The 26,997-nt window shown below is 42.3% G+C and carries 21 protein-coding genes and 1 pseudogene; 13 read left to right on the plus strand and 9 right to left on the minus strand.

Annotation, left to right across the window (positions count from 1 at the left end):
* Positions 1-141 precede the first annotated feature (141 nt).
* The gene (locus L2755_RS18790; RefSeq protein WP_248982215.1) at positions 142-303 is read left to right on the plus strand and encodes a hypothetical protein; all 162 of its coding nucleotides are present in this window, start codon (positions 142-144) and stop codon (positions 301-303) included.
* A 1,007-nt stretch (positions 304-1,310) separates the two neighbouring features.
* Here L2755_RS18790 and L2755_RS18795 read toward each other — a convergent pair.
* The gene (locus tag L2755_RS18795) at positions 1,311-2,210 is read right to left on the minus strand and encodes a LysR family transcriptional regulator (RefSeq protein WP_248982216.1); all 900 of its coding nucleotides are present in this window, start codon (positions 2,208-2,210) and stop codon (positions 1,311-1,313) included.
* 201 nt (positions 2,211-2,411) lie between these two features.
* On the opposite strand from L2755_RS18795, the gene L2755_RS18800 reads away from it, so the two are divergent.
* The 8 genes from L2755_RS18800 to L2755_RS18835 all read left to right on the plus strand — a co-directional run bounded on the left by L2755_RS18800 (position 2,412) and on the right by L2755_RS18835 (position 11,057).
* Positions 2,412-3,131: an SDR family oxidoreductase gene (locus L2755_RS18800; protein ID WP_248982217.1), complete on the plus strand. Its 720-nt coding sequence runs from the start codon at positions 2,412-2,414 to the stop codon at positions 3,129-3,131.
* Positions 3,132-3,581: 450 nt separating this feature from the next.
* Entirely contained in the window at positions 3,582-3,911 is a 330-nt protein-coding gene (locus L2755_RS18805) for a c-type cytochrome (RefSeq protein WP_248982218.1), read from the plus strand.
* A gap of 170 nt (positions 3,912-4,081) precedes the next feature.
* The gene (locus L2755_RS18810; RefSeq protein ID WP_248982219.1) at positions 4,082-5,794 is read left to right on the plus strand and encodes a DUF3373 domain-containing protein; all 1,713 of its coding nucleotides are present in this window, start codon (positions 4,082-4,084) and stop codon (positions 5,792-5,794) included.
* Positions 5,795-5,839: 45 nt separating this feature from the next.
* The gene (locus L2755_RS18815; protein WP_248982220.1) at positions 5,840-7,237 is read left to right on the plus strand and encodes a tetrathionate reductase family octaheme c-type cytochrome; all 1,398 of its coding nucleotides are present in this window, start codon (positions 5,840-5,842) and stop codon (positions 7,235-7,237) included.
* 377 nt (positions 7,238-7,614) lie between these two features.
* Positions 7,615-7,902, plus strand: a complete 288-nt coding sequence (locus L2755_RS18820) for a hypothetical protein (protein WP_248982221.1) — start codon at positions 7,615-7,617, stop codon at positions 7,900-7,902.
* A gap of 32 nt (positions 7,903-7,934) precedes the next feature.
* Positions 7,935-8,765 (plus strand): alpha/beta fold hydrolase, encoded by an 831-nt coding sequence (locus tag L2755_RS18825; RefSeq protein WP_248982222.1) that lies wholly within the window; start codon positions 7,935-7,937, stop codon positions 8,763-8,765.
* A gap of 318 nt (positions 8,766-9,083) precedes the next feature.
* Positions 9,084-10,232: a putative sulfate/molybdate transporter gene (locus L2755_RS18830; protein ID WP_248982223.1), complete on the plus strand. Its 1,149-nt coding sequence runs from the start codon at positions 9,084-9,086 to the stop codon at positions 10,230-10,232.
* Between the two features lie 339 nt (positions 10,233-10,571).
* Positions 10,572-11,057 carry a VOC family protein gene (locus L2755_RS18835; protein ID WP_248982224.1) on the plus strand — a complete coding sequence of 162 codons (486 nt, stop codon included), beginning with the start codon at positions 10,572-10,574 and terminating at the stop codon, positions 11,055-11,057.
* Between the two features lie 51 nt (positions 11,058-11,108).
* Here the strand turns inward: L2755_RS18835 and L2755_RS18840 are convergent, their stop codons facing one another.
* Together L2755_RS18840 and L2755_RS18845 are read right to left on the minus strand one after the other, a co-directional pair.
* Positions 11,109-11,462 (minus strand): YkgJ family cysteine cluster protein, encoded by a 354-nt coding sequence (locus L2755_RS18840; protein ID WP_202287689.1) that lies wholly within the window; start codon positions 11,460-11,462, stop codon positions 11,109-11,111.
* Positions 11,463-11,812: 350 nt separating this feature from the next.
* Positions 11,813-13,420 carry a sigma-54-dependent Fis family transcriptional regulator gene (locus L2755_RS18845; protein ID WP_248982225.1) on the minus strand — a complete coding sequence of 536 codons (1,608 nt, stop codon included), beginning with the start codon at positions 13,418-13,420 and terminating at the stop codon, positions 11,813-11,815.
* 299 nt (positions 13,421-13,719) lie between these two features.
* On the opposite strand from L2755_RS18845, the gene L2755_RS22405 reads away from it, so the two are divergent.
* The 3 genes from L2755_RS22405 (at position 13,720) to L2755_RS18855 (ending at position 16,593) form a co-directional block, all read left to right on the plus strand.
* The gene (locus L2755_RS22405) at positions 13,720-14,076 is read left to right on the plus strand and encodes a cytochrome c3 family protein (protein WP_428847817.1); all 357 of its coding nucleotides are present in this window, start codon (positions 13,720-13,722) and stop codon (positions 14,074-14,076) included.
* Between the two features lie 29 nt (positions 14,077-14,105).
* The gene (locus L2755_RS18850; RefSeq protein WP_248982226.1) at positions 14,106-15,620 is read left to right on the plus strand and encodes an FAD-dependent oxidoreductase; all 1,515 of its coding nucleotides are present in this window, start codon (positions 14,106-14,108) and stop codon (positions 15,618-15,620) included.
* A 67-nt stretch (positions 15,621-15,687) separates the two neighbouring features.
* Entirely contained in the window at positions 15,688-16,593 is a 906-nt protein-coding gene (locus L2755_RS18855; RefSeq protein WP_248982227.1) for a SphA family protein, read from the plus strand.
* Between the two features lie 562 nt (positions 16,594-17,155).
* Here the strand turns inward: L2755_RS18855 and L2755_RS18860 are convergent.
* The 5 genes and pseudogenes from L2755_RS18860 to L2755_RS18880 all read right to left on the minus strand — a co-directional run.
* The gene (locus L2755_RS18860) at positions 17,156-18,133 is read right to left on the minus strand and encodes a transposase (protein WP_248982228.1); all 978 of its coding nucleotides are present in this window, start codon (positions 18,131-18,133) and stop codon (positions 17,156-17,158) included.
* Between the two features lie 84 nt (positions 18,134-18,217).
* Entirely contained in the window at positions 18,218-18,928 is a 711-nt protein-coding gene (locus L2755_RS18865) for a hypothetical protein (RefSeq protein ID WP_248982229.1), read from the minus strand.
* Positions 18,929-19,234: 306 nt separating this feature from the next.
* On the minus strand, positions 19,235-20,152 hold the full coding sequence (locus L2755_RS18870) for a pseudouridine synthase (RefSeq protein ID WP_248982230.1): 918 nt from the start codon (positions 20,150-20,152) through the stop codon (positions 19,235-19,237).
* 155 nt (positions 20,153-20,307) lie between these two features.
* The gene (locus L2755_RS18875) at positions 20,308-20,901 is read right to left on the minus strand and encodes an LON peptidase substrate-binding domain-containing protein (RefSeq protein ID WP_248982231.1); all 594 of its coding nucleotides are present in this window, start codon (positions 20,899-20,901) and stop codon (positions 20,308-20,310) included.
* A 308-nt stretch (positions 20,902-21,209) separates the two neighbouring features.
* Positions 21,210-21,432: pseudogene (locus L2755_RS18880) on the minus strand (alpha/beta hydrolase); the annotation flags it as partial.
* A 161-nt stretch (positions 21,433-21,593) separates the two neighbouring features.
* Between L2755_RS18880 and L2755_RS18885 the strand changes: the two are divergent.
* Positions 21,594-26,147 (plus strand): hypothetical protein, encoded by a 4,554-nt coding sequence (locus L2755_RS18885; RefSeq protein WP_248982232.1) that lies wholly within the window; start codon positions 21,594-21,596, stop codon positions 26,145-26,147.
* A gap of 409 nt (positions 26,148-26,556) precedes the next feature.
* Here L2755_RS18885 and L2755_RS18890 read toward each other — a convergent pair.
* A partial coding sequence (locus L2755_RS18890) for a hypothetical protein (RefSeq protein ID WP_248982233.1) occupies positions 26,557-26,997 on the minus strand: 441 nt, incomplete at its 5' end.

The raw sequence follows: 26,997 nt of genomic DNA on the forward strand, positions 1-26,997 counted from the left end.
CAGCATCTTTGCCGCGTTCAGCCCGAAGTGGTTCCAATTGCCTGCGGCAGGTGCTGGACAGGATGTCCGAATGTCGTGATCACATGGTCTACGATGTTCCCGACATCATAAAGACATTTCCCATATCCCTATGGGTCAGATGTGAATGAACGACCTTATGTGCAGGCACTGCTGAGGCTCGCCGCAACTCTTTATAAAAGAAAGGGTCCCTGTAAGCCCTACGATGGCTTCCATGCCATCAAAGGCCTAAGCCGTATCTACGCGGGGTTAGAAAAGCACACACTCTCAGCATTTGAGCTTTAAGCTCTAAAACTGGAAATTATTGCCTTTCAGTAAACCTCATCACTTAAACCCATTTAAATGGGTTAACAGAATCAAATCTCCCCCGTTGGAAATTTCGCTTTTTAAATTTCGCCGGGGCGCTGAGGGTTTGCTAAGGGGTACAAGCGCTTTACCCCTTGGCTCTGGTGTGGGCGAAGCACCACGACTTTTTTTATAAATAAGTATGCTCAACTTGATAGCTTCAATATGTAGACTAAATAGGAATGGGACATAAATGCTTTAGCTGCTGACCAAAGTGGTTCCAATTGCCTGCGGCAGGCGTATGCGCAGACACTTCTTAGGCACGCTGCAAGTACATCCCTGTAAGCTCTACGATGGCATCCATGCCATCAAAGGCCTAAGCCGTATCCACACTGGGTTATAAAAGCGCAAACTCTCAGCATTTGTGTTCTGATTAATGAACGCAAAAAGAGACTGTTCCGCAAAACTAACAGAAAACACCAATTCCCCATCGAAGTTGCCGAAGTACGTAGATAAAAATGCCGTAGAACCATCATGGATGATGGCTCAGGCTCGGGGGTACATGGATGTACCATCTGAGCCGTTAGGTGATTTTTGTTGGAGTATGAGGCCCGTAATTAATGTATGTAACTTCGTCGGGGCGTCATGGTGGATGCAAGGAGGATAGGACGAGCAGTCCTTCTTGCTCGGGTGCGGGCGAAGCGCCGCGATTTTCTCGGCAGTTAAGGCCGCATTATCAAACAACACTGGGTTATAAAAGCATAATCATTTGACATTCGAGTTCTCCATTAGAAAACACGAAAGCTCAGCTATAAATTCAAACTAACAGATAAACCCCATCTCCCCCGTTGGAAATTTCGCTTTTTAAATTTCGCCGGGGCGCTGAGGGATTGCCAAGGGGCGCAAGCGCTTTGCCCCTTGGCTCTGGTGTGGGCGAAGCACCACGACTTACCTCGGCCGCAAGGCCGCTGTTTTAATGTTCACCGTCAGGCTATCTGCAGAGACTATCAGACGTAGTCCAAAAAATGTCGGGTGGTAAAAGCAATAAACTCTCGCAATCGTGCCGGTTGAAATTTGTCTTTATTGTAAAGCAGGTATAACGGTGTTGCAGGGATAAGCCACTCATCAAAAACGTGTACTAGTTCGCCTTTGCTCAACTCATTAGCACAATAAAGCTCGGGCAATCGCACAATCCCATGCCCCGCTAATGCGCTGCTTTTCATTACTCGGCCATTTTTACAACGAAATTTGCCGGTAATAGCCACCTCAGCTTTTTGCTTAGCATCTGCTTTATGCTGAAAACTCCAGTGATTCACCGTACCGATAATACAGCTATGCACGTGCAACTCTTTAGGGTGAGACGGTGTGCCTTTCTGCTCGAGGTAAGCAGGTGCAGCCAAGGTGCAGTTATTAATGTCCATTAACTTGCGCGCCACCAGACCTGAGTCCTCTAATTCGCCCATACGAAACACCAGGTCAAAATGATCTAACACCAAGTCGACTCGCTGACTACTAAAGTCCAAATTAATGCTGATATTAGGGTGTGCACTTATAAAGTCGTTAACCAAACGGGTGACTATCTCCTCGCCGATATAGCCGCCAACACAGTTAATGTTGATATTGCCCTGTAAGTTTTGCGCATTATCGACTGTTTTAGCCACCGCTTGCTCCACCACATCTAATGCATGCTGGCAGCGCTCATAAAAGAACTCACCTTGATCGGTAAGTCTTTGTGCTCTTGTGGTACGGGTTATCAAGGTCACTCCGAGATAACTCTCTAATTGGGTGAGTTGTTTTGACAGGTGCGAGCGAGAACATGCCAACTGCTCTGCGGCCAGGGTGAAACTTCCCCGCTCTGCAATCACGGTGAATGCTCTCACATCTGCTAGATTTAAGTCTTTGTACATTTGATAGCTTCTGTCCTAAAACGGAATAGCCAGCTTACATTAGGCGCTATATGTAAACAATGATGTTCGCTATACATTATATATCAACAATCAACATGCCGCTAAACTACGGCCAATTCGACATGATTAACTTAATACTGCCGACTCAATACAGCCAACTCAACTGCATGAGTGGCGTAATACATCTTTACTGAGGTTTATATGAAACAACTTATCGTAATTACTGGCGCATCTTCAGGTATCGGCGCAGCTATGGCACAAGCCTTTAGCGCTAAAGGTCATCCACTACTTCTACTCGCTCGTCGCGTTGAGCCTATGGAAGCACTAAAGCTAGAAAATGCTTTGTGTATCAGTGTTGATGTTACTGACGCTGCAGCAATGAAAAGTGCAATCGCAACAGCTGAGGCTAAATTTGGCCCAGTTGGCGGCTTAATCAATAACGCTGGCCTTATGTTACTTGGCGCTGCAGACACACAAAATCCAGCAGAGTGGAGCCAGATGCTTAACGTCAATGTAATGGGCGTACTTAACGGTATTCACGCTGTTCTTGCGGGTATGAAGGCACGTAAAACCGGTACCATTATTAACATCAGTTCAGTTGCTGGTCGTAAAACTTTCCCTAACCATGCGGCATATTGTGCAACTAAATTCGCTGTTCACGCACTAACGGAAAATATCCGTGAAGAAGTTGCAATGGATGATGTTCGTATGATCACCATCGCACCGGGTGCCGTTGAAACACCACTACTTAGCCACACGACTAGTGATGAGATTAAAACTGGCTACGAAGGTTGGAAAGAGTTCATGGGTGGCATTATTGAGCCTAGCGTGATTGCAGAAGCCGCTATATTTGCTTTTGAACAACCACAGAATGTTTGTGTACGTGAAATTGTACTTGCGACAACACGTCAACAGCCATAATCATTTTGGCTGTGGCAAATAAGGTGGCACTTTAGCACTCGCTGCTACTGCCATTTCAAGCTATCAAATAAAGCTCTGTTAACAGATGTTAGCAGGGCTTTGTTTTTACCTGCCATTAACGAGTCCATATCACTTTAGAGATAGCTAAAAATCAAAAATGTGATCTAAATCAGTTGCAAAAACTGATAAAAACCTCCAACTTAAAACTTGCCGACAACAACAAAACAAAAAAACACTTAAAAAACAATAGCAAACACAAGCACGATCAAGTCCATTAGTTTTTTTTCAATGATATTTTTATCAATTAGATTTTTATCATGAAAGTGATCAAGCTCAACGATTCCGTAAGCCCAACTTGTTAAATTTAGCAACAACACAGAAGCATGTCGGAACCATTCTGTTAACCACGCAAAGGACGGCGTAAAACCTATAAAAAATGGTAAGGAATTGATGATGAAAACAATCACGAAAGTCGGAATAGGTCTTGCACTAGCCCTGTCTTTGGGCCTGCAAGCGCAAGCCGCTGACGGCGGTAATCCTAAAAAAGGTAAACACCTTTATAAGAAAGAGTGCAAAGCCTGCCACAGCAATGGGGATGTCGGTGGGGAAGTTACCCCAATGACGAAAACCATGAGTCAATGGGATCGCTTTTTTAAGCGCATGAAGCACAAAGGTGATCAAGAAGCGTTCAATGCTTTTTCAGAGAAAGACATTAAGGACATTCAGCAATTTTTGTATGACCATGCGGCCGATTCAGATCAACCACAAACCTGTGGCTAACCGCACGAAGGGTTAAGTCCTTCTAGCGATAAAACAACACATTAAATTGAAAAATGGGGAATACCTCAGGGCTTAATGCTGCCAAAAATCAGCAAAACCGAGGCGACTCCTCAACATCAATCGAGGCTAACCCTATAAAAAATGGTTAAAAACTCGAAAGGAGAGATGTTATGCGTACCCTAATTTCACTGCTTGTTGCCAATGCGCTCGCTTTGTCTGGTAGCGTTTATGCTGCTGAGAACGATGCTCAAAAAATGGCAGATCTTAAACAACAACTTGAAGACATCACAAGCGAGTTAGATGATCTTAATGATCGTGTCGATGGCAACGAACGCCATACTGCATTAGATAGACTGCTGATCACTGGTGACTTCCGCACCAAAGCGCACACCCTGCACTATCAAAATGTCACTTGGAACCCAGCCATTAAAGTCGATTTTAATGACTTTGGCGCCAAAGCCATGTCTGGTGTATTTGGTTCACCAACCGATGCAAACTCTCCACTCGGCAAAATGATGGCAGCCGATCCCAACCTAGCTGCAGCCTTCCAAAGTGGTCAACTACAAGGTGTCATGCCCTATGCTTTGGCACAGAAAACCACCCAAGACATCGACAATGACATTTACTACACCACCCGCCTTAGACTTAATTTAAAAGCCAAAGTCTGGGATAACGTCAGCTTTTCTGGTCGCTTATCGATGTTTAAAAACTGGGGCGACTCAACGGGCGTTAACGTCTTTGATTCTTGGAACTCATTTACCATGGATGGCACCAGCAGTGGCAGTCCAGGTGGTGATTTCCTCAGAGTCGAGCGTGCTTACTTTGATTGGAAAAACATCAACGGTTCTCCACTTTATCTGTCGATTGGTCGTCGCCCATCAACGTACGGCCCACCAACCCAGTATCGTGAAAATGAAAAGCGTGGTGGCACACCGTCGGGTCATCTGGTTAATTTCAACTTTGATGGCGTCACCATGGGTTATCACCTTGGCGATATCACAGGCGTTGAAGGTCAAGTCGTACGCTTCTGTTATGGTCAAGGTTTTGAATCACAATGGGGTAATGGCGAGTTGTTCGGTGACATAGTCACTAAAGATACTCACCTCGGTGGATTTAATATTGATGCCATTAACGATGGTAAGAACTTCCTCCAGTTCACCCTATTTGGTGCGATGGATGTCAACGATGGCTTTAAAGGCACCATGGCATTCCCTACCCAACTTGCCAGTATTTTTGCACCCACCATGTATCAAGACATGCAAAAATTCGACAACTTTAACTTTGTCACTCGGGTACAACCTAGCGGCGTGATTGGCGACATATTCCTCGGCGGTATCGGCTTCTCACGTGAAGAAGATAACGACGTGAAATGGTTTGTCTCTGGCGGGTGGACTCGTACCGACGGCAATGGCAACGCGGGTATGTTTGGCGGCATGTCAAGTGACGCCGTATTTGAAGCTAAGCTCAATTCTGATGGCACCGAAATCATCATGATGCCAAGTGCAGCCGATGACAGTGGCGCCAAAGATGGTTACAGCGTCTATGCCGGTATACAAGTCCCAGCGCCTTACGGCAAAGTCGGTTTTGAGTACAACTATGGCTCCAAATATTGGACGCCATTTACTCAAGCACAAGATGATCCTATCGGCAGTAAACTGGCCACTCGCGGCCATGTTGCTGAAGCTTATTACATGTTCGATATCAACCCGAATATGTTTATAAAACTTGCTGGAATTTATTACGATTACGAATATACCGGCAGCGGCACTCCCGTTGGTGCACCACAAAAGGTGGACGATGTTATCGCGGGTAGCTCGTACTCAATGTTACCCGTGGTCGATACCGCTTATGACGTCAACGCCTCGCTTACTATTAAATTCTAAGTTGGGTTAATCCCCCCGGCGTTAGCCGGGGCAGGAGTATAAAAAATGAAAAGAATCCTCACAGCAACCATGGCCTTAGGTCTGCTTGTCAGTGCTCAACTTGCCATGGCAGCCAATCCCCACAGCGAGTATATACAGGGCCCGTTTACTCAAGGCTCTGAGGTCACGACTCAATGTATCGAATGCCATGAAGATCATGCCAAAGACTTTATGAAATCTTCACACTGGACCTGGGAGCTAGAACAAAAGCTACCAGGGCGTACGGTAAAACGCGGAAAGAAGGATGCGATCAATAACTTCTGTACCTCAATATCAGGCAACGAGCCAAGATGTACCAGTTGTCATGCGGGTTATGGCTGGAAAGACAATAACTTTGACTTTACCGACATGACCAAGGTCGATTGCCTTGTCTGCCATGACACCACAGGCACTTACATTAAAGATCCAGCAGGCGCTGGCGAAGCGTTAGCCAGAGTCAACCTCGAGCGAGTGGCACAAAATGTCGGTGCTCCTGTGCGCGATAACTGCGGTACTTGTCACTTCTTTGGTGGCGGCGGTGATGCGGTTAAGCACGGCGATTTAGACTCCTCTATGTCTTATCCCGATAAAGCCACTGACGTACATATGGATACCGACGGCAATGATTTCCAATGCCAAGATTGCCATACCACCGAGGAGCACCAGATCACCGGTAATGCCATGGGTGTATCTCCTGGCGGTCAAAATCCGATTGGCTGCGTCAATTGCCATGAAGCAACGCCGCACAAGAATACCAAGCTCAACACTCATGCTGTCAGCGTCGCTTGTCAAACTTGTCACATTCCATTTTTTGCCCGCAATGAACCCACCAAATTGAGTTGGGATTGGTCTACTGCAGGTAGCGATCTTGAAGAAACAAGAGATCAATACGGCAAGAAAAATTACCAGAAAAAGAAAGGCAATTTCGTCTGGGGCAAGATGGTTGAACCTGAATATGCTTGGTATAACGGTAGTGCTGACGCCTATATGGTTGGCGACAAAATGGACCCAGCTGAAATCACCCAGTTAACCAGTCCACTAGGCGATATCAACGATAGCACGGCCAAGATCTATCCCTTTAAAGTTCACCGCGGTAAGCAGATCTATGACAGTAAGCAAAACATCTTTATCACCGCTAAAGTATACGGTGAAGGCGGATATTGGACCGATTATGATTGGGACAAAGCGGCCAAGTTAGGCATGGAAGCCAACAAGGTGCTTGCGGAAAAGGGCATAACTTACAGTGGAGAGCACGGCTTTGCCGCAACCGAAATGTGGTGGCGCATCAACCATATGGTGTCGCCAAAATCAGAGGCACTCAATTGTAGTGATTGTCATAACAAGGGTACCCGCATGAACTGGAAGGCGCTCGGTTACGATGCTGATCCAATGAAAAACAAAGGCGGTTTAAGGCACGCTAAATAATGCCTGACCATCGCAATATTTTAACGTATTTATTGCTCCATTAGATACGTTAATTCGTCAGCCGGCTTCCCTGCAAATTTGCCGGCTGACACCCCATAGCAACTCCATTAACGATAGGTTCAATTCAGAACGCTCAACGCGACTAACAGTGAGCAAACTCAGCTGGCTGTTGATAAATCCGACCATTAAGCCGTAATCGAATATGAAAGTCTGCTCAGCCGAGTGACAGTGTCTTTGAATTAAAGTCACTTGCACTTCCCAATCTCAAAGTCTAATTTAGCTTTATCACGTTTACCTGCCCAGGGATAACATGCATCTATTTGACTCTATAGTTGTAGTTCACTGTGGGTATCCCCATTAAATAGGACTCTAGAGCAATGGAAGCACAAGTTGATAAAACTCAAAGAAACTCACGCATCATTAAAGCATTTATGATTATCGTGGCGTCAATCCATGGGATTGGCATATATCAATCCAGCATGACAGACTGGGGAGAACTCGCTGGAACGATTGCTGTTTTAGCACTCCTGCGTGGATTACTTTTATCACCTTCTTGCCTCGTCACGCCACCTAACCTTTGGTTTAGCCAAAAAATTAACTTCACCCAAGCAAGTTATAAGTACTTTCTATTAGCCATGGTTTTGATGCTAGTAAGTGCAATTTAAAGAGATCACTAACGGACAGAAAGGGAGTTCTTATGAAAACAATCATCGGCTTGGTGGTTACCAGCCTGAGTTTGAGCGCTTGTGGCTATAACACGCCACAAAATTTACCCTCACGCGATATCTTAGAGGAGAAGGTCGACGTCGGCGGTTATCAGCTGCAATTCAAATACACACCAGGCATAGAGCCCGTAATTGTATTTGAGTCTGGCGGCGGTAACGACTCAAACCAGTGGCGCGACATCCAAGAGGCCTTACCTTATTCAATCAGAAACGCCCTCGTTAGCTACGATAGAGCGGGTCACGGTGACAGTGAACTATCAATTAATGGCTATGATATCGAAGCTGAAATGGCGGCGCTGCACACTGGGCTTGAAACGCTTGGCCTCGGTGACGATGTTATTCTAGTCGGCCACTCCTACGCCGGTTTGTTAGTGCAAATGTACGCCCACAAATATCCCGACTCGGTGAACAACATCCTCTTTATCGACCCCAACAATGCTTACTATGCGACCATTGCGGATGCAAAGCAGGCTGTATTGGAGGAGTTAGACTCCCTAAGGCCCGATGATCGCTGGGGAAAAGCAGTCAAGAGTCAAATGCTTGCTTATGTGGAAACTATCGAAAAATCAAAGCGAGTACTCGAAGCCTCAAGCTCGCCAAACAAGAATGGCTGCGTGGTGATCACCGCCGGAGAAAAATGGCGTGAAACCCCAGAGCTCAATGCTCGATGGCGTCAAAGTCACCTACAGCTGGCAGCAACCTGTGCCACGCCACTAGTTGTGGCCTCTGGGCAGGAGCATATGCTGCCATCCCAAGCTGAAGCCTTGGTAATATCAGAGATAGTAAAAATGGCTAAACTATAATTTTTATGACGTTTAGTGAAGTTTTTTCAAAAGCCTGCAAATTTGCCGGCTGACACCCCTTCCACCACAGTGTCAAAAAGGTCCATTAACCTTATCACTGTTTTCTCATCTCTGACCTCCAAACTCTTATCACTAAAGAGGTAGTTGAGGGTTCGCGAATATTAGTCCTATTGACCATAAAACTTACCTACATGCGTCAACTTGTCTCAGAGACCTTGGAAAATAGCTTACTCAGTCGGTTTTTACGGTGTATTTATCGTTAAAATCTTGGCACTAAACTTGCGATGTATAACAGGTTCTTTTCCCACGGCAAGTTATATGAGATGTAAGTTCAACCGCTTTGATAGTGTTAACCAATATTCAGGAGAGTTTAGCGGCGCCTTCGCCGATTTAGGCACCTTCCTACCTTTAGTGCTTGGCCTAATCGCCTTAAACCATTTTTCCCCACAGGGGATCTTTATGGGTTTTGGTCTGTTTGCGCTATTTACCGCCTTCTTCTATCGTCGCCCTATTCCAATACAGCCGATGAAAGTCATCACCGCCCTAGTGATAGCTCAAGGCCTAACGCCAGGCATGCTACAAGCCAGTGGCATGATGATGGGCATTATATTGCTGCTGCTCGCTTATAGCGGCGCCATTAAATGGATGGCAAAACAACTCTCCCCCGCCATTAGTATTGGCATTCAGTTAGCCATTGGTATTCAACTGATGTGGATGGGCGGACAGATGATGAGCCAGACATGGCTTATCGGACTCATTGCCTTTGCGCTGCTCTTTGGCAGTAAGTTCTTGCCGCTGCGCTATTTAGCCATGCCCTTGGTGATTAGCATGGGCATTGTCTGGCAACTAAATAGCGGAACCGCACCCAGCTTTGATCTTTCAACTTATACTCCATGGCAGTTAAGTTGGCCGAGTATCGATGAATGGAGCTCCGCAGCTGGTTTATTAGTGCTACCACAACTGGCATTGACGCTCACCAATGCGGTAATTGCCACCTCTGCCATGGCGAAAGAGAAGTTCCCACAAGATAATAAAGACAAGTTTGCGCCACAGCGTTTTGCAGCCAGCTCTGGCTGGGCAAATTTACTGCTAGCCCCTTTCGGTGCAACCGCAATGTGCCACGGCGCAGGTGGCTTGGCAGTGCAGCATCACTTTGGTGCCCGCACTTGGTTAGCACCGACGATCTTTGGCACGACCTGCCTATTAATCGCCGCTTTCTGGGGGCAAGGTATCGCCAGCTTACTGTCGCTAATTCCACTGGCGGTATTAGGCAGTTTACTGGCGATTGCAGGGACTCAACTGGCTTGGTCAAAACGCTTTATCGATGGTAAGCCTTTCTGTATTTTTGTGATCCTATCAACCGCCGCTATCTGCCTGTTAGTCAATACTGCCGCAGGACTTGCCCTAGGCGTGGTACTTGAGATGGGCCGACGTCAATGGCATTTGTATTCCGATCTCAAGCACTAGTATTAACCAAATCACTAACGAAAAGGGACGCATTTACGTCCCTTTTATTATTGGTATTATCGGCCATATACTCAACGCTGGGTAATCGATGTATCCGCCAGCGCCGCCAAATAGTGCTGCCATTGAAAACTTGTCTTAACTTGATCCGAAAACTCTGCGGGATCTGCAGCCCCTGCCAAATGTACCTATACGTCTTCGTTCAACCTTTTTCCCACACCATTGATTACAAATAATTATTAATATTATAATTTTTGATAATTTTACGAAATGTAATGACCGCCATATACTTTAGCCATCGAAACAAACAACGAATAGCATAAACACAAAGGTAAAGTCATTATGAAGATGAGTCATGTGGGAATTATGGTTGCAGACATGGATAAAGCTGTCGAGTTTTATACTAAAGCCTTAGGTCTTGAAATAGTCATGAGTAAAGCTGAAGTGATTGAAGAGAGAGAAACCGCCATCGGTGCCATGTGCATTGCCGTTTTTGGAGAGGGCTTCAAAGGGTTCAATATTGCCCACCTTGTCACTACCGACGGTATCGGTTTTGAACTGTTTGAAATGAAAGACAGAGAAGAGAGACATAATGTCGACTTCAGCAAAATTGGTCTATTCCATTATTGCTTAGAAACAGATGATTTCGAAGGCGTTATCGAGAAAGTTAAGCTATATGGAGGCAAGGTAAGAATGGAGACGATGCGCTATCACCCAGAAGATGATAACAAACCCTACAAAATGGTCTATTTAGAAGACCCATTTGGCAGCCTTTTTGAACTCTATTCGCACTCATATAAAGAAACTTATTCTTCAGAGTACGAATAAACAGAATTGCGGTGTCATTGCAGTGGTCAACAAGGGTTGGCCACTGATTGATTACACTAATACTTGTCGTGTATTGGCAATAAAGTGATGGATCTGACGCTCAGTTTTCGAGTCAATCATCTCTTTTGGTCGACAGCTATTGGGGCAAGGCATATTCGGTGTGGTACCAAAGACTCGACAGATCAATGGTCGCTCTTCATAGACTTCACAACCGTTAGGCCCTAAGTGAACGCAGTTCCACTCCGCTAATGCGGCGTCATGTTCGGCGTCTGTTTTTACTGGCAGCCGCGATATCTCTTCAGAAGAGGTGGTTACCGGTCCACAACAGTCATGACAACCTGGCGTACATTCGAACGTTGGAATACGCTCGCGTAGGATCGCGATTATCTCTCGGTTATTATTCATTCATACCTGATTGGTTGTGCAGTTCAGCGCCATTATAGTGCGATATCTAATGCATTAGAAGTTTGCTAAGCCGCTAAATTTACGACCCGTCATAACGTGTTGTTAAGTTGCAGAATTTGCAAACTAACAGCAACGCACCTTGAGCAATAGACCACTGGCAACAAACAATGCAGCCAAATTACTCTCAACTTATGATCTCCAAAACTAAGATGCCGGCGAGCCTACTCCCATTAGCTTAAGAATTTCCAAGATATGGCGACCAATAAAACGTAATATTTCTAGGGCAAACTCCTCCGAATACGCTACGATAAAACGCTAATGATGAGGACCTAGAATTTTCAGGGCTACTATTACCTTACATCTTGACAACCGTACCTCTTCACTTTTTGATATAAAGAAGAAAGACTAATTCCCAGTGATTTTGCAGCTTCAGCCTTATTTCCCTTTAGAGTTATTAGGGCTGAAATTATATGCTCTTTCTCAAGTTCATCGATTTTCTTAATGGTGAAGTTTTGAGATGAAGAACACTCAACAGTACTCATGATGCGGGGTAAATCTTCAACTTTAATTCTCTTTCTTTGACACATCACCACGGCGTGCTCGATAGTATTTTCCAACTGTCTAACGTTACCTGGCCATCTGAATTGCAACAATAGTTCTATCACCTCCGGAGTAAAACCAATGATGTCTTTACCCATTTTTTCTGATATATGTTTCAGGAAATGCCGGGATAAAAGTAAGATATCTTCAGGTCGTTGTCTTAATGGAGGGATTTCAAGCTCAAAAACACAGAGCCGATAATAAAGATCCTCTCGGAAATTCCCGCTAGCAACCTCTTCTACTAAGTTACGATTAGTAGCAGCCACTATTCGTACATCTATAGAGCGAGATTTATTCTCTCCAACTCTGCGTATCTCTTTTTCTTGTAGAACACGCAATAGCTTGGCCTGCATGCTGGCAGAAAGCTCACCGATTTCGTCCAAGAATAACGTACCACCACTGGCAGCCTCAAATAACCCCATACGGTCTTTGTTCGCACCAGTAAATGCACCTTTTGCATGACCGAAGAACTCACTCTCCAGTAACGTCTCAGTAACAGCACTGCAATTTATTGCCACAAACGATCTTAAAGTCCTAGCAGATTCGTGATGGATCAATCTCGCGATTTTTTCCTTCCCAACTCCGCTTTCCCCAGAAATGATCACGGTCGATTCAACTTTTGCTATTCGTATGGCCAACTCTTTGGTCTTTCTCATTAAGCTGCTTCTGGCAACGATGTCCTTTCCAAACGAAGACTCTGTAAACTGTGACGTCAAAATTGACTGTTTTTCAACTTTGGCTAGTTTGGCCGTAACTTCATGCAATACGTTCTCGATGGTCTCAGCTTGGAAATAGGGTAGGTAAGGTTCAATTTCATCCCCCCAATCTGCTTTAGTTCGAGCCTCAGCTTCGCATACGGGATCACCTATAGCACTGCATCGCTTCTCAATACAATAAACCTCCTCCCGTAGCATCCGAGAGCAATAACCACTAACATAACCTGTTAACATCCAACATGCAGGCTCATGAGCAACGCCAAATTGTAGTAGTTGTTGCTCCGCCTCATAGGAATCTTCCCAATAGATTTTCCCACGAAACTTAGGTTCAAAAGTCCAATCACATTTAGCGATATTCACCAGTCCCTGTAGCTGATGTAACCGAGGCCCAAAGTCAGGTCTTTGGAGCAAATCGCAATATTCATTATCTAGGTTATCAGCCGTAGCCCATCCATGTGCGTAACCCATTCTAGTTAAAATATTACGTGCGGCGACACTTCCAATATTATCAATAAGCTCTTTACGTAATAAACCCATCGCTAGAGCATCAAACAGGAGCACTCTACGCCCCATAAATTGCATATGCCCTCCCTGAGGACCGAAAGAAAAAACATCTTCTAGGTTCAACTCAGAAGCTTTCATTGGCAACATCTCCATTTGATCAACACGTATTTATTCTCATTAGCAGCAAACCCTCCACCATAGAAAATTGGAACAATTGTAACTCAATAAATTCCAGAATATAGAATATCCATTTACAGAAAATAGAAAATGGAAAGCCGATCACACAACTAACACGTACTTAGATCTTGTAACAAAAGAAATTTGTGACGTTAATCGCTAATTTTTCATTGGCACGCTTGTTGCGTTAATGATGTCTGGTGAGTGAGGTAATTTATCAAGCACTCCACATCCAAGTTAATACTCAAAGCGAGATTGCAATGAAAAAAAACAAACCATCATTTAAGCAACTTTTAGCCGTGGGTTTAGTGGTTTTAACTTCCACATTAATCCCAATCAGTCCGTCATATGCATATGACTTAGGCAAAACTCATAAGGACCAATCAATTGAGTGTACGTCATGTCACGAAGACAATAAGAAGGCGATTATCCCAAATGAAAGGTGTCTGTCATGTCATGAATCATACACAGAGATAAGTAAACAAACCTCTGATATGCACCTAAACCCACACATGAGCCCGCATTTTCTTGATGTTGACTGTACTTCATGCCACCAGGGACACAAGGTCATCAAAAATTTCTGCCAAGACTGTCACGGCCCTGTTGCTAGACACTAGATAAAGAATTACCAGAAGGATATAAACAAGTGAAAACACATACAAAATTGATGACATTTACCATCGCGATACTCATGTCTACTTGCTCTTATGCGGCAGACAAGATAATTAGTACCGACGTAGTTGTCGTTGGTGGGGGCTCAACAGGGCTATCTGCTGCATTAACTGCCGCTCAAGGCGGCGCGAGCGTTGTCGTATTAGAAAAAAACCCCTACCTAGGTGGATCTTCAGCTTTTGCAGAAGGGCTTTTTGCCGTTGAGTCGGAGTATCAGCGCGCTGCATCTCATGGCTTAACAAAAGATGAGGCTTTCAAACATATCATTGAGTTTAACCATAATAAAATCGATAACTCACTCATCAGAAACTACGTCAATAAATCTGCTGATAATATTGCGTGGTTAAACGAACAAGGTATAGATTTCCGATTGATTCAAATCTCCCCAGAAGAACCTAGAGTCTGGCACATCATTGAAGATAGAGAACATTTTATTCATGGTGGCGCACTGATAACAGCGCTTCAACAGAAAGCAAAAAAGGCAGGAGTTAAATTCTTGCTCAGAACTCCGGCAAAGAAATTGATCTACAGTGACAATAAAGTTACTGGGGTTGAGGCTGAGGACCACAAAGGAAATAAAATTGTTATCAAAGCTGAAGCCGTAGTTATTGCAACTGGTGGTTTTGGTAACAGTAAAAAGAAAATTGCAGAATGGACCGAATATAATCCTGAAACATTTCTACCTGCATTACCGTTAAATAAAACGGGTGACGGGATTCAGATGGCAAAAGATATTGGCGCTAAAACTGAAGGGGAAGGCCTTATGGTCTATCTTGCAGCCAGAGGAGCTGGAATCATCCCAATGCAAGGCATAAATGCCATGTCATGGCAACCAACTAATCTCTGGGTAAATAATTCTGGAGAGCGCTTCACCAATGAGGCCGTTGCTTTCTCCTTTGGGAAGGCGGCAAACTCAGTAGGCCGTCAACATGGCAATATGGCTTGGGCCATTTTTGATGATGCCAGCGTCGACTACGCGACACATAAAGGTATTGATCAAGGTATTGGGGTCATTGTGCCTACAACAACCAAATTGACCGGACTTCGAACTGAGATCGACAATGCACTTGCTGTGAATAGTGATGGAGTAAAGACCGCAAGTTCAATCGAAGCACTTGCCAAGGAAATTGGCGTTCCGGTGGACACGCTTAAGAAAAACTTTAATGATTACAACAGCTACAGTGAAAACGGTTATGACGCGCAGTTCGTTAAAGATCATAAGTGGCTGAGACCTCTGAATCATGGAAACCTTTACGCTATAAAGATTATGCCTAATCATTTCACCTCGATTGGCGGGCTTAATATCAACACAAAAATGCAAGTATTGAACCAGGACAATCAACCCATCACAGGGCTCTATGCTGGAGGAGTCGAAGTCGGTGGCCTATATGGGGATACCTACACACTCTGGGCTTCAGGGCACGCTTATGGATTCGCAATTCATTCTGGGCGCACGGCAGGCACCAGCATTCTGAAAGAAATTAAATAATTGTACCTGGGGGAGAACAGAATTCTGTTCTCCCCGAATCCATTATACAGATTGGAGAAACAGTAAAATGCACAGTAAATTATATAAAAAAAATCGTACTGGGTTATTACTTGGAATTGGACTAATTGGGCTTTTTGCTAATTACGCTAACGCAACTGAGGGAGGAGGTGGCATTTACCCTAATGGAGCAGAAGGTATGATGGCGGGCGCAGTACCGCCGCCTGGATTCTACTACCTCAACTACGCAACCCATTACAGTGCCAATGGCGACGAAATGGGCGCAGATCTACAGGTTAATGCCACAGCTAACGTTTCCAGATTTGTCTATGTAACTGAAAAAAAATTGTTCGGTGCAGATTACGGAGTTTACTTCGTTGCTCCGTTGCTCCATGTGAGTGCCGCTCTAGATACTCACTCTCCGGCAGGAACAATCAGTAACTCAGATAATGGCCTCGGTGACATTTCGTTCTCACCATTTATGCTCTCTTGGCATTCAAAAAACTTACATACAGGTGTAGCACTTGAATTTTCTGCCCCTACTGGTGATTTTGACAAAAACAGCATAGCAAACTTAGGTAGAAACTATTGGACTGTTGAACCTGTATTTGTTGCTACATATATCACTGATTCCGGACTGGAATTGAGCGGTAAGTTTATGTATGACTTTAATTCCGAGAATAGTGATACTGATTACAAATCTGGGCAAGAATTCCATTTCGACTATGCTATGGCTTATCATCACGGACCTTGGGCATTCGGTATCGGTGGTTATTTCTATCAACAAACAACCAAAGACACTGGAGCTGGCGTAACTGATCCTGATGGCAACAAAGGCCGTGTTTTTGCCATTGGTCCAAGCATGAAATATGACCTTGAAGGTCTGAGTATTGAAGTCAAATATCAAGAAGAAATGTGGGTAAAAAATAGGACTGAAGGTGATAAAGTCTGGTTGAAAATGGTGATGCCGTTGTAAATATAGTGAAGAAGTACGGCCCTTGCTTTAGCAAGGGCTTCGAAGCCCAAGAAGAATTCTATATAGTCTTAATGCAAACCAGATCAGCACTGCATAATCGATTCATTTATCCAACCCACTACCTAAATACTTTGCCCTCAATATGTGTTACCTGCGACAGCTTGTCACATCTAGCACTGTCAAAGTAGCACTATCTGTGAACCTCGATTGGGAGGATAGCGACTATAACTGAAGGAGTGAGTACAGATGTTGCAACGGCAACTAAGTCATTAAAATACCGCGAGAATCGTTTCAAATGATCTTTCAGTAAATTGCACATTTCGCCGTTAACCGTGCCATCCATAATATAAAGTTAAACTCTCGACAAGGCCATGATTACAATTACAGTCGGGCAATCTTCTAGTTTGATGGGATTTGCTTAAAGGCAATACAGTTTTGAACATAAAGAGTGAATATTGGAAGGAATATTGCGGATAAAACAACATTTCAAGCACAACGAATAGCTCAGAGTTGAGCACTATACCTTAGCTGTATGATAGGGCTTGTCGGCTATCCCTACGCTCTAGCAATCATCAAAGTGTCGGCACGACTGACTGTAGTGTCGTCGCCTCTTGTCTAAATGTTCACTATAAATAGTCACCTCTTGCAAGGTCCCTACTGGCCCCTTAAAGAGTTTACCAAATTCATTGGTGATTTTAAGCCAGTTCTCCACTGAGATATTTAGCCTAGTCAGAATCTGTTGGCTTTGCGCGCTGATGGCACCTCGCTTATCGTGCCTAATGATTCGTCCCGTTTCATCTACCAAGGTAAGGTAGTCTTTAACGCTGAACATCAAGCCTTTAGGCATATTGTTACGCTCATTACCCACAAACGGCAGCAAGCTATTAGGCTGATCACCTTTTATCGCGGATATGACACGTCTTCTAATGCTGGTGTGTGCTGAACCTTCAGGCGTTTCGGCCATTTTTGCGCGAATGGGGTTTAAATCAACATAAGCCATACACGCTAGAATGGCCGCCTCATCAAGCAAGGCCTGTGACTTGAACCTCCCCTCCCAGAAACGACCAGTACACTTATCTTCTTTGTTTGCCATGCGGGCGATAGGCTCATTGAGACAACGCATAAACCAAGATATATCACTCAGTCGACTTCGATACTCAGCAATTGAGTTTTTCAGCTGGCTGACCTCATGGCCTAAAATAACTTCACCATTAGCAAACTTCTGTGTGATATCAGTACCTTTAAACAGTTGATGCCAGCGAATCACCACATCCATATCAGTCCAGCTATTTGCTTGATAGATATCCACCAGAAGTACGACATGTAAGTGATTAGACATCACAGCATAAGCTGCTATGTCTATTGCAAAAATACCACCTAGCTTAAGTAACTGTGACTCTACCCAACCTCGCCTGTGGTCATAGTTTTTGCCAGTGTACTTATCATCTCCAAAGAGGAAGGCACGTCTGGAAACTCTGCTGCAGCAATGGTATGCGGGCGTATCTTCGATACTAACTTGAGTTCTTCTCGGGCGCGGCATAACAACTCACCTATTACACAATTCAACTGATAAAGTAAGCTTAGTCACCCTTGGCAATACCGCAAATCATTATGGATGGCACCGTTAATTCACCTCTGTGAAGGTTGAAAATGAATCTGCTGCGGCACTGAAACTATTTACTCGTTTATGGATTTGCGGGGCTTCAATAACGCCACGTATATCGATGATATCCTTGAAATTACTCTTATTGACATGGTATTTCCCTAGGTAGCTGCTACTTCCGCTTGGTTCCCTTTCAAGGGCTAAACCATCAATTAAAGATTCAGATAGTTTATTTGATAGCTGCACTAATTCATCATTGCTATTGAGTAAGTTAGTCAAATACGTCGTTTCATTCTTGGTCAATTCCAGAGCAGGATCCAAGACCAGTAACCCACCATCTTCAGCGACGGTGAAGCCCCAGTCTTTATCAGCAAGCGCAGGATTTGAAATCTGTACGTTATTCAGTAACTCATCAAAAGAGGATCTCATGCTGCTTACCGCTCGAATACCGCGTTTGAACAACTTGCCAATTTCATGCTCACGAGCATCCCTCTCTTTCAAAGTCTCTTTCGGCACAGCCCAAACCTCCATGTTTTTATTGGGATGATAGCTTGACGGTTGTTCCTTCTCCGTCTTGTGATAGATTGCAGACTGAACAACCTCCAGCGCATTCGTTAACGCTTGCGAGCCATTCTCAACCACAACTGGCTGCTGGTCATGTTTCGTTGATGCGCTAGCCTCAACTTGATTGCTATTATGGAAAAACGAGTTGATATTGTTGCTGATATTCACATTCACACTCCCTGTGATTTCGAACTGCCTCACCGATTCTCACGGTGAATCTATATAAACACGTAAATTATATCGGCATAAAACACCATTCCTTGAAAGATTATTGGCCTAATTACACGTAAATAAAGTGAATAAAACTAATGATGAATAAGAGAGCGTGAGATTAAAATATTTGCAAGCAAAGTTATTTGTAGAATGATGGTGCATTTCTTACTCTATGCGACTATATCAGGCGCCTTTGAACACTGAGCTTAGCGAAGGCAATTGGAACCACTTTGGTCAGAAGCTAACTAAACTTGGCTGAGGTTACAGTTTAAAACCATCGCAGCTTATATCGATGGGCTCCGCAGATAACGGATCAACAAACGCCAATCTTTTAGCGACCAGCATCAGTGGCTTGTCAAAGTCATCGGCCGCTTTGTCGAGTAACTCAGGATAAAGTCGATCATTCAAAATGGGCATATCAAGACTCATCATATGCACACGTAGCTGATGCGTTCTACCTGTGACAGGTGTAAGTTCAAACAAACCTAGGTTACCCTTGACTGCAATCAAGCTAATTTCAGAATGGCTATTGGCTTCGCCTGCAGCGACTTTCATCATAAAGCTCGGCTCTGCCTTCACTAATCGGTTTTTAACTGTCCAGCGGTTGGGCAAACTTAACTCAGCCGCTGCAATAAGCCTTCGTATTGGGGCAGATAACTCTGCAACGGCCTGATAGGTTTTAGTGATGCTGCCAGTTTTAAAAAGCTGATGATAATCATGACGGGTGTTGGCGTTAAGTGACAATAACATCACCCCAGCCGTTGCTCTGTCTAATCGGTGCGCCGCTACAATCTGTTCATTACCCGTCTTGATCCGCAAGCGATTAACCAGACACTCATTAACAAAATTCCCACTGGGGTTAACCGCTAAAAAATGGGGCTTAAAGGCGATGATGATCTGCTCGTTTTGCAACAGTATTTGTTCTTCAAACGGGATCAACGATTCTTGCAGTACTTCGCGATAATAATAAACCCTTGCCCGTGGGATAAAGGCGCTGTCCAAAGTGACTAACTGCCCATCGCGCCAATGCACTTTTCCGCTTTGGATCCGTGCAATCCAAACAGCCTCATCAATCGCTTTAAAGTGGCTGACTAAAAAACTCAACACTGTGGGTTTATCGGTTACCGTTGCAGGTAAAACAATATAGGAGGCTTGGGCTGCGCGTACGGAGTTGCTCATAAAATGATACTGATTGCATAAAACTGAGCGCTACTTTAACAAAAAGCAGCTCAGATGGGGCTATAAGCTCCAAATTGACAGTTATATACCCATCCTGCCTGAAAATGCAGGATTCAGTAGGATGGGTATAAGCTAAAAACCAATATCAGTTCAGGCTAATAAGACTTGGTACTAGCGTGGGACTTGATCAGCTCCAGCACAAAATGCATGGTTTTATGACAATTAGGTTGATTCAATAAACGTAACTTATCTTTATTGTATAGTGGTAGCACCTCTAACCAACGTTGGCTCACCCATGAAGCATCTTCGAGGTGCACATCATTATCATACAAGCCAAATAGATCTGGGTTTACTTGGTAAAACTGCTCTAAAGCGGCACTAATGAGTTCAAACTCTCCATTAATGGGCTCTTGTTGCCAATTATTGCAGGCTAATGTTCTGCTGATCCAAACACCATCTCGACGCTTTGCAGCGGACAAAATGTGTACTCTTTGCTTACCTTGTAAAACAATCCCAAGGGAATCATCATCATCAAGTAGATTAAAGTCAATAATCTCGCACTGAGTCGCCATTTCATAACAAGGAAGATCATTATTGGCCCGGCTCATACCAAAAACTAATGGATAATGCAGTTTCAGTACTTCGGCTATCATGCTCAGATAGGCAGGATCGACCACGCGGATCTCTATCCTTCCCTCAGGTAACAGCAAGGTATCGTGCGTCAATAACGCCATCTCTTCTGTTCGCATAATAACCTCCATAAGCAGGTAGGTCAGACCATCTTTTTGACGATCGTTAATAAAGCTAAAGTGTAGCAGCTGATTAAATTTCAGCCACCGAGCTGTTGAGCCACACCTTCACTACCCGCTCACTTATTAGACAGACGAAAATGCTCTTTTATTGCAGTTAGATTTATGTTTTTGGAGCCGCTCTAACCTTCCAAGGAGAGATTGTTTATCGATGACATCGGCTAACTCACCTGCTAACACTTGACTCATCTCAGCCGACTTACGCCAATATCGAATTCTTGAATCAGAGTCAAAATGAGTAAAATCACTAGGATCCCTTTTACTTGTGTCGACACTTCTACCGCAGTAGGTTTACTGTCGTAACGCTGACCGATATACAAGTCTTCTAGCCGCTGATTGCTGCCAGTGGATTATTTTGCGCTAAACAGGCTAAGCGCCCGATGAAGCCCCTAAGGTATGTAAAGGTTGCGCTAAGGACTTAAAAAACTCACTAAACAAGTGCTTGTCTAGCCCCGCTATACCAATTGTTTTTAATTGCTAAACACCGAGAAATCATTCGAACTATGTCGATAACTTTCTACATGCAGCGGGATGAAGTAACAAACAGGAGAAATTACATTATCCCTTGTTTAAAAGTTATGGTATTAATTCGTATCGTATTATTGAATTCTAAGAAAGTTAAGTAGAAATACATGGAAAATGGATTAGAAGGTCACCTTGAAAAGCTAAGAAATGTTTTGTTATCGCTACCTCATTCAGGTAGCTCTGGTTTTGAAGGATTAATTGGGCTTGCCTTATCATCTATCACTAAAATTCCATTTAGGTTAGCAGGCAGTGGCTCCCAATTTGGACTAGACGGTAAAGCGAGTTTTCAAAATGATCCCATATGCTTCGAATGCAAGAGGTATGACAAAACACCGACACGTGAGAGCATTCTTGCGAAAATTACAGACTTATCTATTCATGAACATGAAGTTGATATTTGGGTATTGGTTTCTACTGCTCCAATAAAAACTCAAATCATAGACGATGTTCGGAAGGCAGGGGACAAATATGGCTTATTTGTATTCGTATTAGACTGGTCAGATACATCACTACCATTACTCGCTGCCGCTTTAGCTAAAGTAGGAAAAAGCGTTGAAGATTTTATTTTAAAAAATGCGACCTCCCCATCACATTTGCTATCTGAAGTCGCCACTACACTGGATGCAATTAGACAAAGCTCACAGCTAGAGCCTCAATTCGATAGAATAATGTCCGAATTGGATGTTGCTCATCTCAGTTACTCTACAGCACAAAAAGAAAATGAATCTTGGTTATTAAATAAGTTTTCAGATAGAACAGAAGCAAAGGTTCATTTGGGACAGCCTATATGCCCTAACGCTTTATCAGCCAAGCACATAAAACAAAGGCACGAGTTAGTTAAAAAACTAGAACCCTACTATATGAATGACAACCCCAAAAAGCTTGTCATTATATCAGGCAAAGAAGGATGCGGGAAATCATGGATATTAGCTCAAAGCTGGTTGGTGCTTAAACACAAACCAATCTTGTTATTTTTTCGACCAGAAGACCTCCCTAATGACGCCGCTGATTTCGATTTTTCAGAATTATTGGTACGAAAGCTAATTAAGCAAACTAGTAGTAGAATTACTCCTGAAAAGATTAAAAGATGGCATCGTTTAATTGAACAGTGGAGATTTAGGCCAGATGACCAAAGCAGAAATTTAGTAATAGTAATAGATGGAATCAATCAAAAGCCTAATAGTGACTGGGGAAATTTATTAGATACCATTTATCTTGAAGTAAAATCTTTAGGTGCAAGTATTGTAATATCTACGAGAAAACAATACTTTGACTATTATATAAAGAATAGGATTGAGTCCTCATATGATGAAATTAATATTCCTGAATGGTCAATATCTGAAAGGGATGAAATTCTCTTAAAGAACGAAATTATCGGCAGTGACCTGAAAAACAAGGTAGCAAAATCTCTATGCAACCCTAGGTTACTGGGAATATCGTTAGAGCTTCTTAGCCAAGAGGAAATAGAAAATATAGGTGAACTTAATGTTAGTCGATTACTATTCGAGCATATGCGAAGGATGGAACGAGAAGCGAATAAACCTGTACCTTTTTCATCTTTTGCAAAACGCTTGGTAAACGATGCCACAGCAATACTAGACAGAGTTGAGATAGGGCAAGAGGATGATTTAAGAGTATTTCAAGGAGAACTTGCGATAGTTGCTGATGGTAGGTTTTATGAACTATTGGACGATGAGCCTTCGAGCTATTACCTTAAAGAAGAGGGAGTCACTTTAGCTCTTAGTTTATCCATTATTGAACAACTCAAAAAAGCTTTGAGAAATAACCGAAATACTGATGATGTACTCAATAAAATTATTGACCCGATAGCAGCCCTTGATGACACTTCAAATGTAATAATATCAGCGATTACAATAGCTGCACTAGACATTAAATGTGATGAAAAAATCCTAACATCTTTACTTTTAGGCTTTACTCATATGCAAAATACAAATGCAGGAGATTTTCCTGTATTTGTATGTGCAGCAAAAAAAAGTCCATTAGCATTTGCTATTGCCGCTCGATTTATTTGTTTAGAGGGGGGACATCAAGCCAATTTTGACTGGTTACAAGGCGCATTGTTAAATATTTGTTCGGTGAATAGTCTATGGAAAGCAGTGGAGAAGGAAGTTATCTCTTGGTTAGCACTGTACTCGCTTTCTCCTAAACTCTCGACATACAAAAACTCAGAAGAAGAGCTGCAAAAACAGTCACAATATATAGCTAGTTCAATAGAAGCTTTATCTGAATATGAGAGGGAAATACTTTCTAATTTGGAGAGACGTGATGATTGTGATTTGAATCAAGTTTCAACTTTAGCACTATCTTTATTGGCAGGTAAGCCACTAACTATTTATGTAAAAGAACTATTTCTTTGGAAGTTTTCTCAACAACTAAACTCTAGCCATAGTTCTTCATCCAAAGATTTTTACAGTCTGATTAGGTTTAACAATATTGATTGGTTTGAAATGCAAAAATCTTTTCAGTTTTATTGTGAACATCTACGTGGAAATGATGTATCTAGAGTTGGAAAGTGGACATTAGTTAGTATTCTAAGAGCTATTGGAGATACAGAAAGAGGTTTGGAAGATGAGCAGCTTGTTTGCGAATTGATAAAAGACGAAGAACGTTTTGGAAGCTGGAGATTAATTGAAAACTACTGCTCTGTCGACCCTTGTGATCCACATTCTCAAAAGCCCGAAAATATATCTGTTACAGCAAAGAAATATGAGTTAACCGATGCAAACAAAATTCACATTTCATTTGGAGTTACATCTGATGATTCATATATAGAAAGCGCTTCTTATGGTTTATCAAGGTTTGAACCAGCCATCGCTGTCTCAAAATATAGAGAAATAATCGATAGTGTCTTAGTACGAGAAGGGAGTGAACTAAGACAAGGAATATTTGGTATAACTAGACATAGCGCACTAATAACTAAAGCTCAAACTTTAGCTATTGTTTCTAAATGGAAAAGCCTTGAAAAATGTGATGATACATCTCATGATGAATGGTTGATTCGACAGTATTTAATGCTCTTAGTATTTCCTCATCTTTCAGAACAAGAACAATTGAACATATTTCTGTCAGATTATATGGAAGAAAGTGTATTACTAGAGCTGCTTACCTTACTCAAGCCAGTTAAAAGTATGCATTTAGAAAAATATATAAGTAAAATATTGAGAACAGAAGATGAGCATTTGATATATCAATTTTTATTGTTTATTAGATATACAGACAACAGAGTAACCGACTGCATTAGAGATATTATAAACTTAGGCTGGGGGATGGATTCAAAAAAGATAAAAACTGAAATCCTTGCTATAGCAGTAGAAACACAAGACAAACCAATATTAAAGCTTGTTGTAGATAGCGGTATGAATTCAAATGAAAGGCCTGACGATACAGATAGAAGTCAGTGGTATTTGTCTATGGCTCTCTTAGCAGCATTAAGGAAAGGACTTCTACCAAGTATAGAAGCTATAGAACGGATATCCCCTTCTGTTTATGGTCGAGCTATTTCTTTATTAGATACAGAAAGTACAATCTCGATTATTGCTCTGGTTGATAAATCTTTAGAGTTGTCTATAGGTTTTGAATCACCTCCAGTTAATATTGAAATTGAGCTTGAAATATCTCCAACTACTTCTAATCAACCCAATAGATTTAGAATCAATGGCACTAAACCAAGTTCTGAGGAAATGGAAGGAAAATTGAAATCATTTTTTAATGATGAGAGTATTGAAGAGTTTACTAAGAGGCAGGAGCTTGCACACAATTCTTTCGAAAACTTTAGGTTAAATCTTTCTCGCCAAAATGCATCTTTAGTATTGGATGACATGGCAGCAGATCAATTACAAAAGTTGATTAATGAAAATGAAGAGATCACTGAAAAATGGTTTAAATTATTTGTTAACCTAGGAGAATCACAGCTACCAATAGTTTATAATTTCGTACTGAAATTTTGTTTTGCAATACATCAAACTGAGCCGAGTAAATCATTAAAACTGCTAGACAAAGTAGCCAACTGCAAACCATGGGTTAATCAGGTATTTGGTAAAGCTAAGATCCCAATTAAATCTTTTATTTATTGGGGTCTCGAAGGCGAAATTTTCAAAAAGTATCAATTCAGATTTCTAGATGAAGCAAATACAGACAAAGAATTATTGTTAGAAGTTTTAGCCGCACTAATGAACAACAAACAAGAACTATTAAGAGAATATGTAGCTAGCAAGACCTCAAGAATAGAACCATCAGAGGTTGCACGAGGACTTATGGTAGTTGGCTTTTCCGATCAAAGTTTATTTAATGATAATTTACTTGAAGAGTTTAAGGAAGATAAAGGCTTACTAGGACAAGCATATCAAGCTGCATCTTATGCTTATAATCGCAATGTTTGGTCGAAGCATTGGTATAAACTAATGAATAGCTCCAAAAACTTAGAAGATTATTGGAGCTATAATCAACTTTTCTTAAAAGTGGTAGACCAACGTTTTGAAACTTGGAAAAGTGAATTATTTGAAGATAACTCATTAAATAGCCAGTTCGAACATTCTTTTAAGAACAAACTAACGAAAAGATATAATAGATGGAATACTCATAGAGACAAAAAATTATTTGGTCTAGACGCACCGAAGCCAATATTCATACAAAAAATATAGTTCAATTATAAAAAATAAATGGTAACTAGTAGCCGTTTAGAATTGGAGCGATAAAAATTGATTGTTGAAAAAATTAATGAGAAAGACTTAAAGTCACTGCCTATGGAGAGGATCACAAAATTTATCTTAATAAGCATCTAGAACAATAAAACGGAGTTTGATATGGCACAACATCCCACGAGTAAAAAAGTGTGTATTTATGCATGGAAACGCTAAGAGAACTTTGCAGAGCTTCCAAGTTAAATACGGCAATACTGAGTCAACAGTGGTTAAAGAGATTCAGGGGAAAGTTGGCACAACCAAGCCCATTAAGATCATGAAGCTTGTCTGGGCATAGATAGCCTGTAGACGCTCATAAACACAACCAGAAACTAGCTGTTTTTGGTTGTGTTCAGTTCAACTACATAAATCAAGAGTTTTTTCCAAGCTTTTCAAAGTTATGATTCAAATCAATGAGTAAATCGTCTAAGAAACAATAGTTTTCGAATTCTATTTCTGAGGCAGCATTGTCAAAATTTAAATATAAATCATATACCTCAGTATCTATAGGGGTGTTTTCTTTCATTAACTCGATGACTTCATGCGCTCGATACCTAGATATTTCTTTATCTAAAGATCCGTTTGAATAATCTACTTTATTACATCTAGTTAACCGCAAATACCTAGTCATATCGTTGTGATTAAGCCACTTTCCAAATGCATGACCGACTGCTGAAGATTCAGGGTTGTACGCTTGATCTGAATAGTATTTAAGGAAAGCTACTTCATTGTTTTTTATTGATTCGAGCCATGTGTTGAATAGTTGTTGTAGGTTGTTCATGTTAATTCTCCATTTTTGGGTAAAAGGAGG

It is taken from the genome of Shewanella abyssi, assembly GCF_023284025.1.
In the GTDB taxonomy this organism is placed as follows: domain Bacteria; phylum Pseudomonadota; class Gammaproteobacteria; order Enterobacterales; family Shewanellaceae; genus Shewanella; species Shewanella abyssi.

What these genes read in the sequence shown, in the direction of transcription:
- L2755_RS18795 (WP_248982216.1), bottom strand. Translation starts at nt 2,210, where the DNA reads ATGTACAAAGACTTAAATCTAGCAGATGTGAGAGCATTCACCGTGATT.
- L2755_RS18800 (WP_248982217.1), top strand. Translation starts at nt 2,412, where the DNA reads ATGAAACAACTTATCGTAATTACTGGCGCATCTTCAGGTATCGGCGCA.
- L2755_RS18805 (WP_248982218.1), top strand. Translation starts at nt 3,582, where the DNA reads ATGATGAAAACAATCACGAAAGTCGGAATAGGTCTTGCACTAGCCCTG.
- L2755_RS18810 (WP_248982219.1), top strand. Translation starts at nt 4,082, where the DNA reads ATGCGTACCCTAATTTCACTGCTTGTTGCCAATGCGCTCGCTTTGTCT.
- L2755_RS18815 (WP_248982220.1), top strand. Translation starts at nt 5,840, where the DNA reads ATGAAAAGAATCCTCACAGCAACCATGGCCTTAGGTCTGCTTGTCAGT.
- L2755_RS18820 (WP_248982221.1), top strand. Translation starts at nt 7,615, where the DNA reads ATGGAAGCACAAGTTGATAAAACTCAAAGAAACTCACGCATCATTAAA.
- L2755_RS18825 (WP_248982222.1), top strand. Translation starts at nt 7,935, where the DNA reads ATGAAAACAATCATCGGCTTGGTGGTTACCAGCCTGAGTTTGAGCGCT.
- L2755_RS18830 (WP_248982223.1), top strand. Translation starts at nt 9,084, where the DNA reads ATGAGATGTAAGTTCAACCGCTTTGATAGTGTTAACCAATATTCAGGA.
- L2755_RS18835 (WP_248982224.1), top strand. Translation starts at nt 10,572, where the DNA reads ATGAAGATGAGTCATGTGGGAATTATGGTTGCAGACATGGATAAAGCT.
- L2755_RS18840 (WP_202287689.1), bottom strand. Translation starts at nt 11,462, where the DNA reads ATGAATAATAACCGAGAGATAATCGCGATCCTACGCGAGCGTATTCCA.
- L2755_RS18845 (WP_248982225.1), bottom strand. Translation starts at nt 13,420, where the DNA reads ATGAAAGCTTCTGAGTTGAACCTAGAAGATGTTTTTTCTTTCGGTCCT.
- L2755_RS22405 (WP_428847817.1), top strand. Translation starts at nt 13,720, where the DNA reads ATGAAAAAAAACAAACCATCATTTAAGCAACTTTTAGCCGTGGGTTTA.
- L2755_RS18855 (WP_248982227.1), top strand. Translation starts at nt 15,688, where the DNA reads ATGCACAGTAAATTATATAAAAAAAATCGTACTGGGTTATTACTTGGA.
- L2755_RS18860 (WP_248982228.1), bottom strand. Translation starts at nt 18,133, where the DNA reads ATGCCGCGCCCGAGAAGAACTCAAGTTAGTATCGAAGATACGCCCGCA.
- L2755_RS18870 (WP_248982230.1), bottom strand. Translation starts at nt 20,152, where the DNA reads ATGAGCAACTCCGTACGCGCAGCCCAAGCCTCCTATATTGTTTTACCT.
- L2755_RS18875 (WP_248982231.1), bottom strand. Translation starts at nt 20,901, where the DNA reads ATGCGAACAGAAGAGATGGCGTTATTGACGCACGATACCTTGCTGTTA.
- L2755_RS18885 (WP_248982232.1), top strand. Translation starts at nt 21,594, where the DNA reads ATGGAAAATGGATTAGAAGGTCACCTTGAAAAGCTAAGAAATGTTTTG.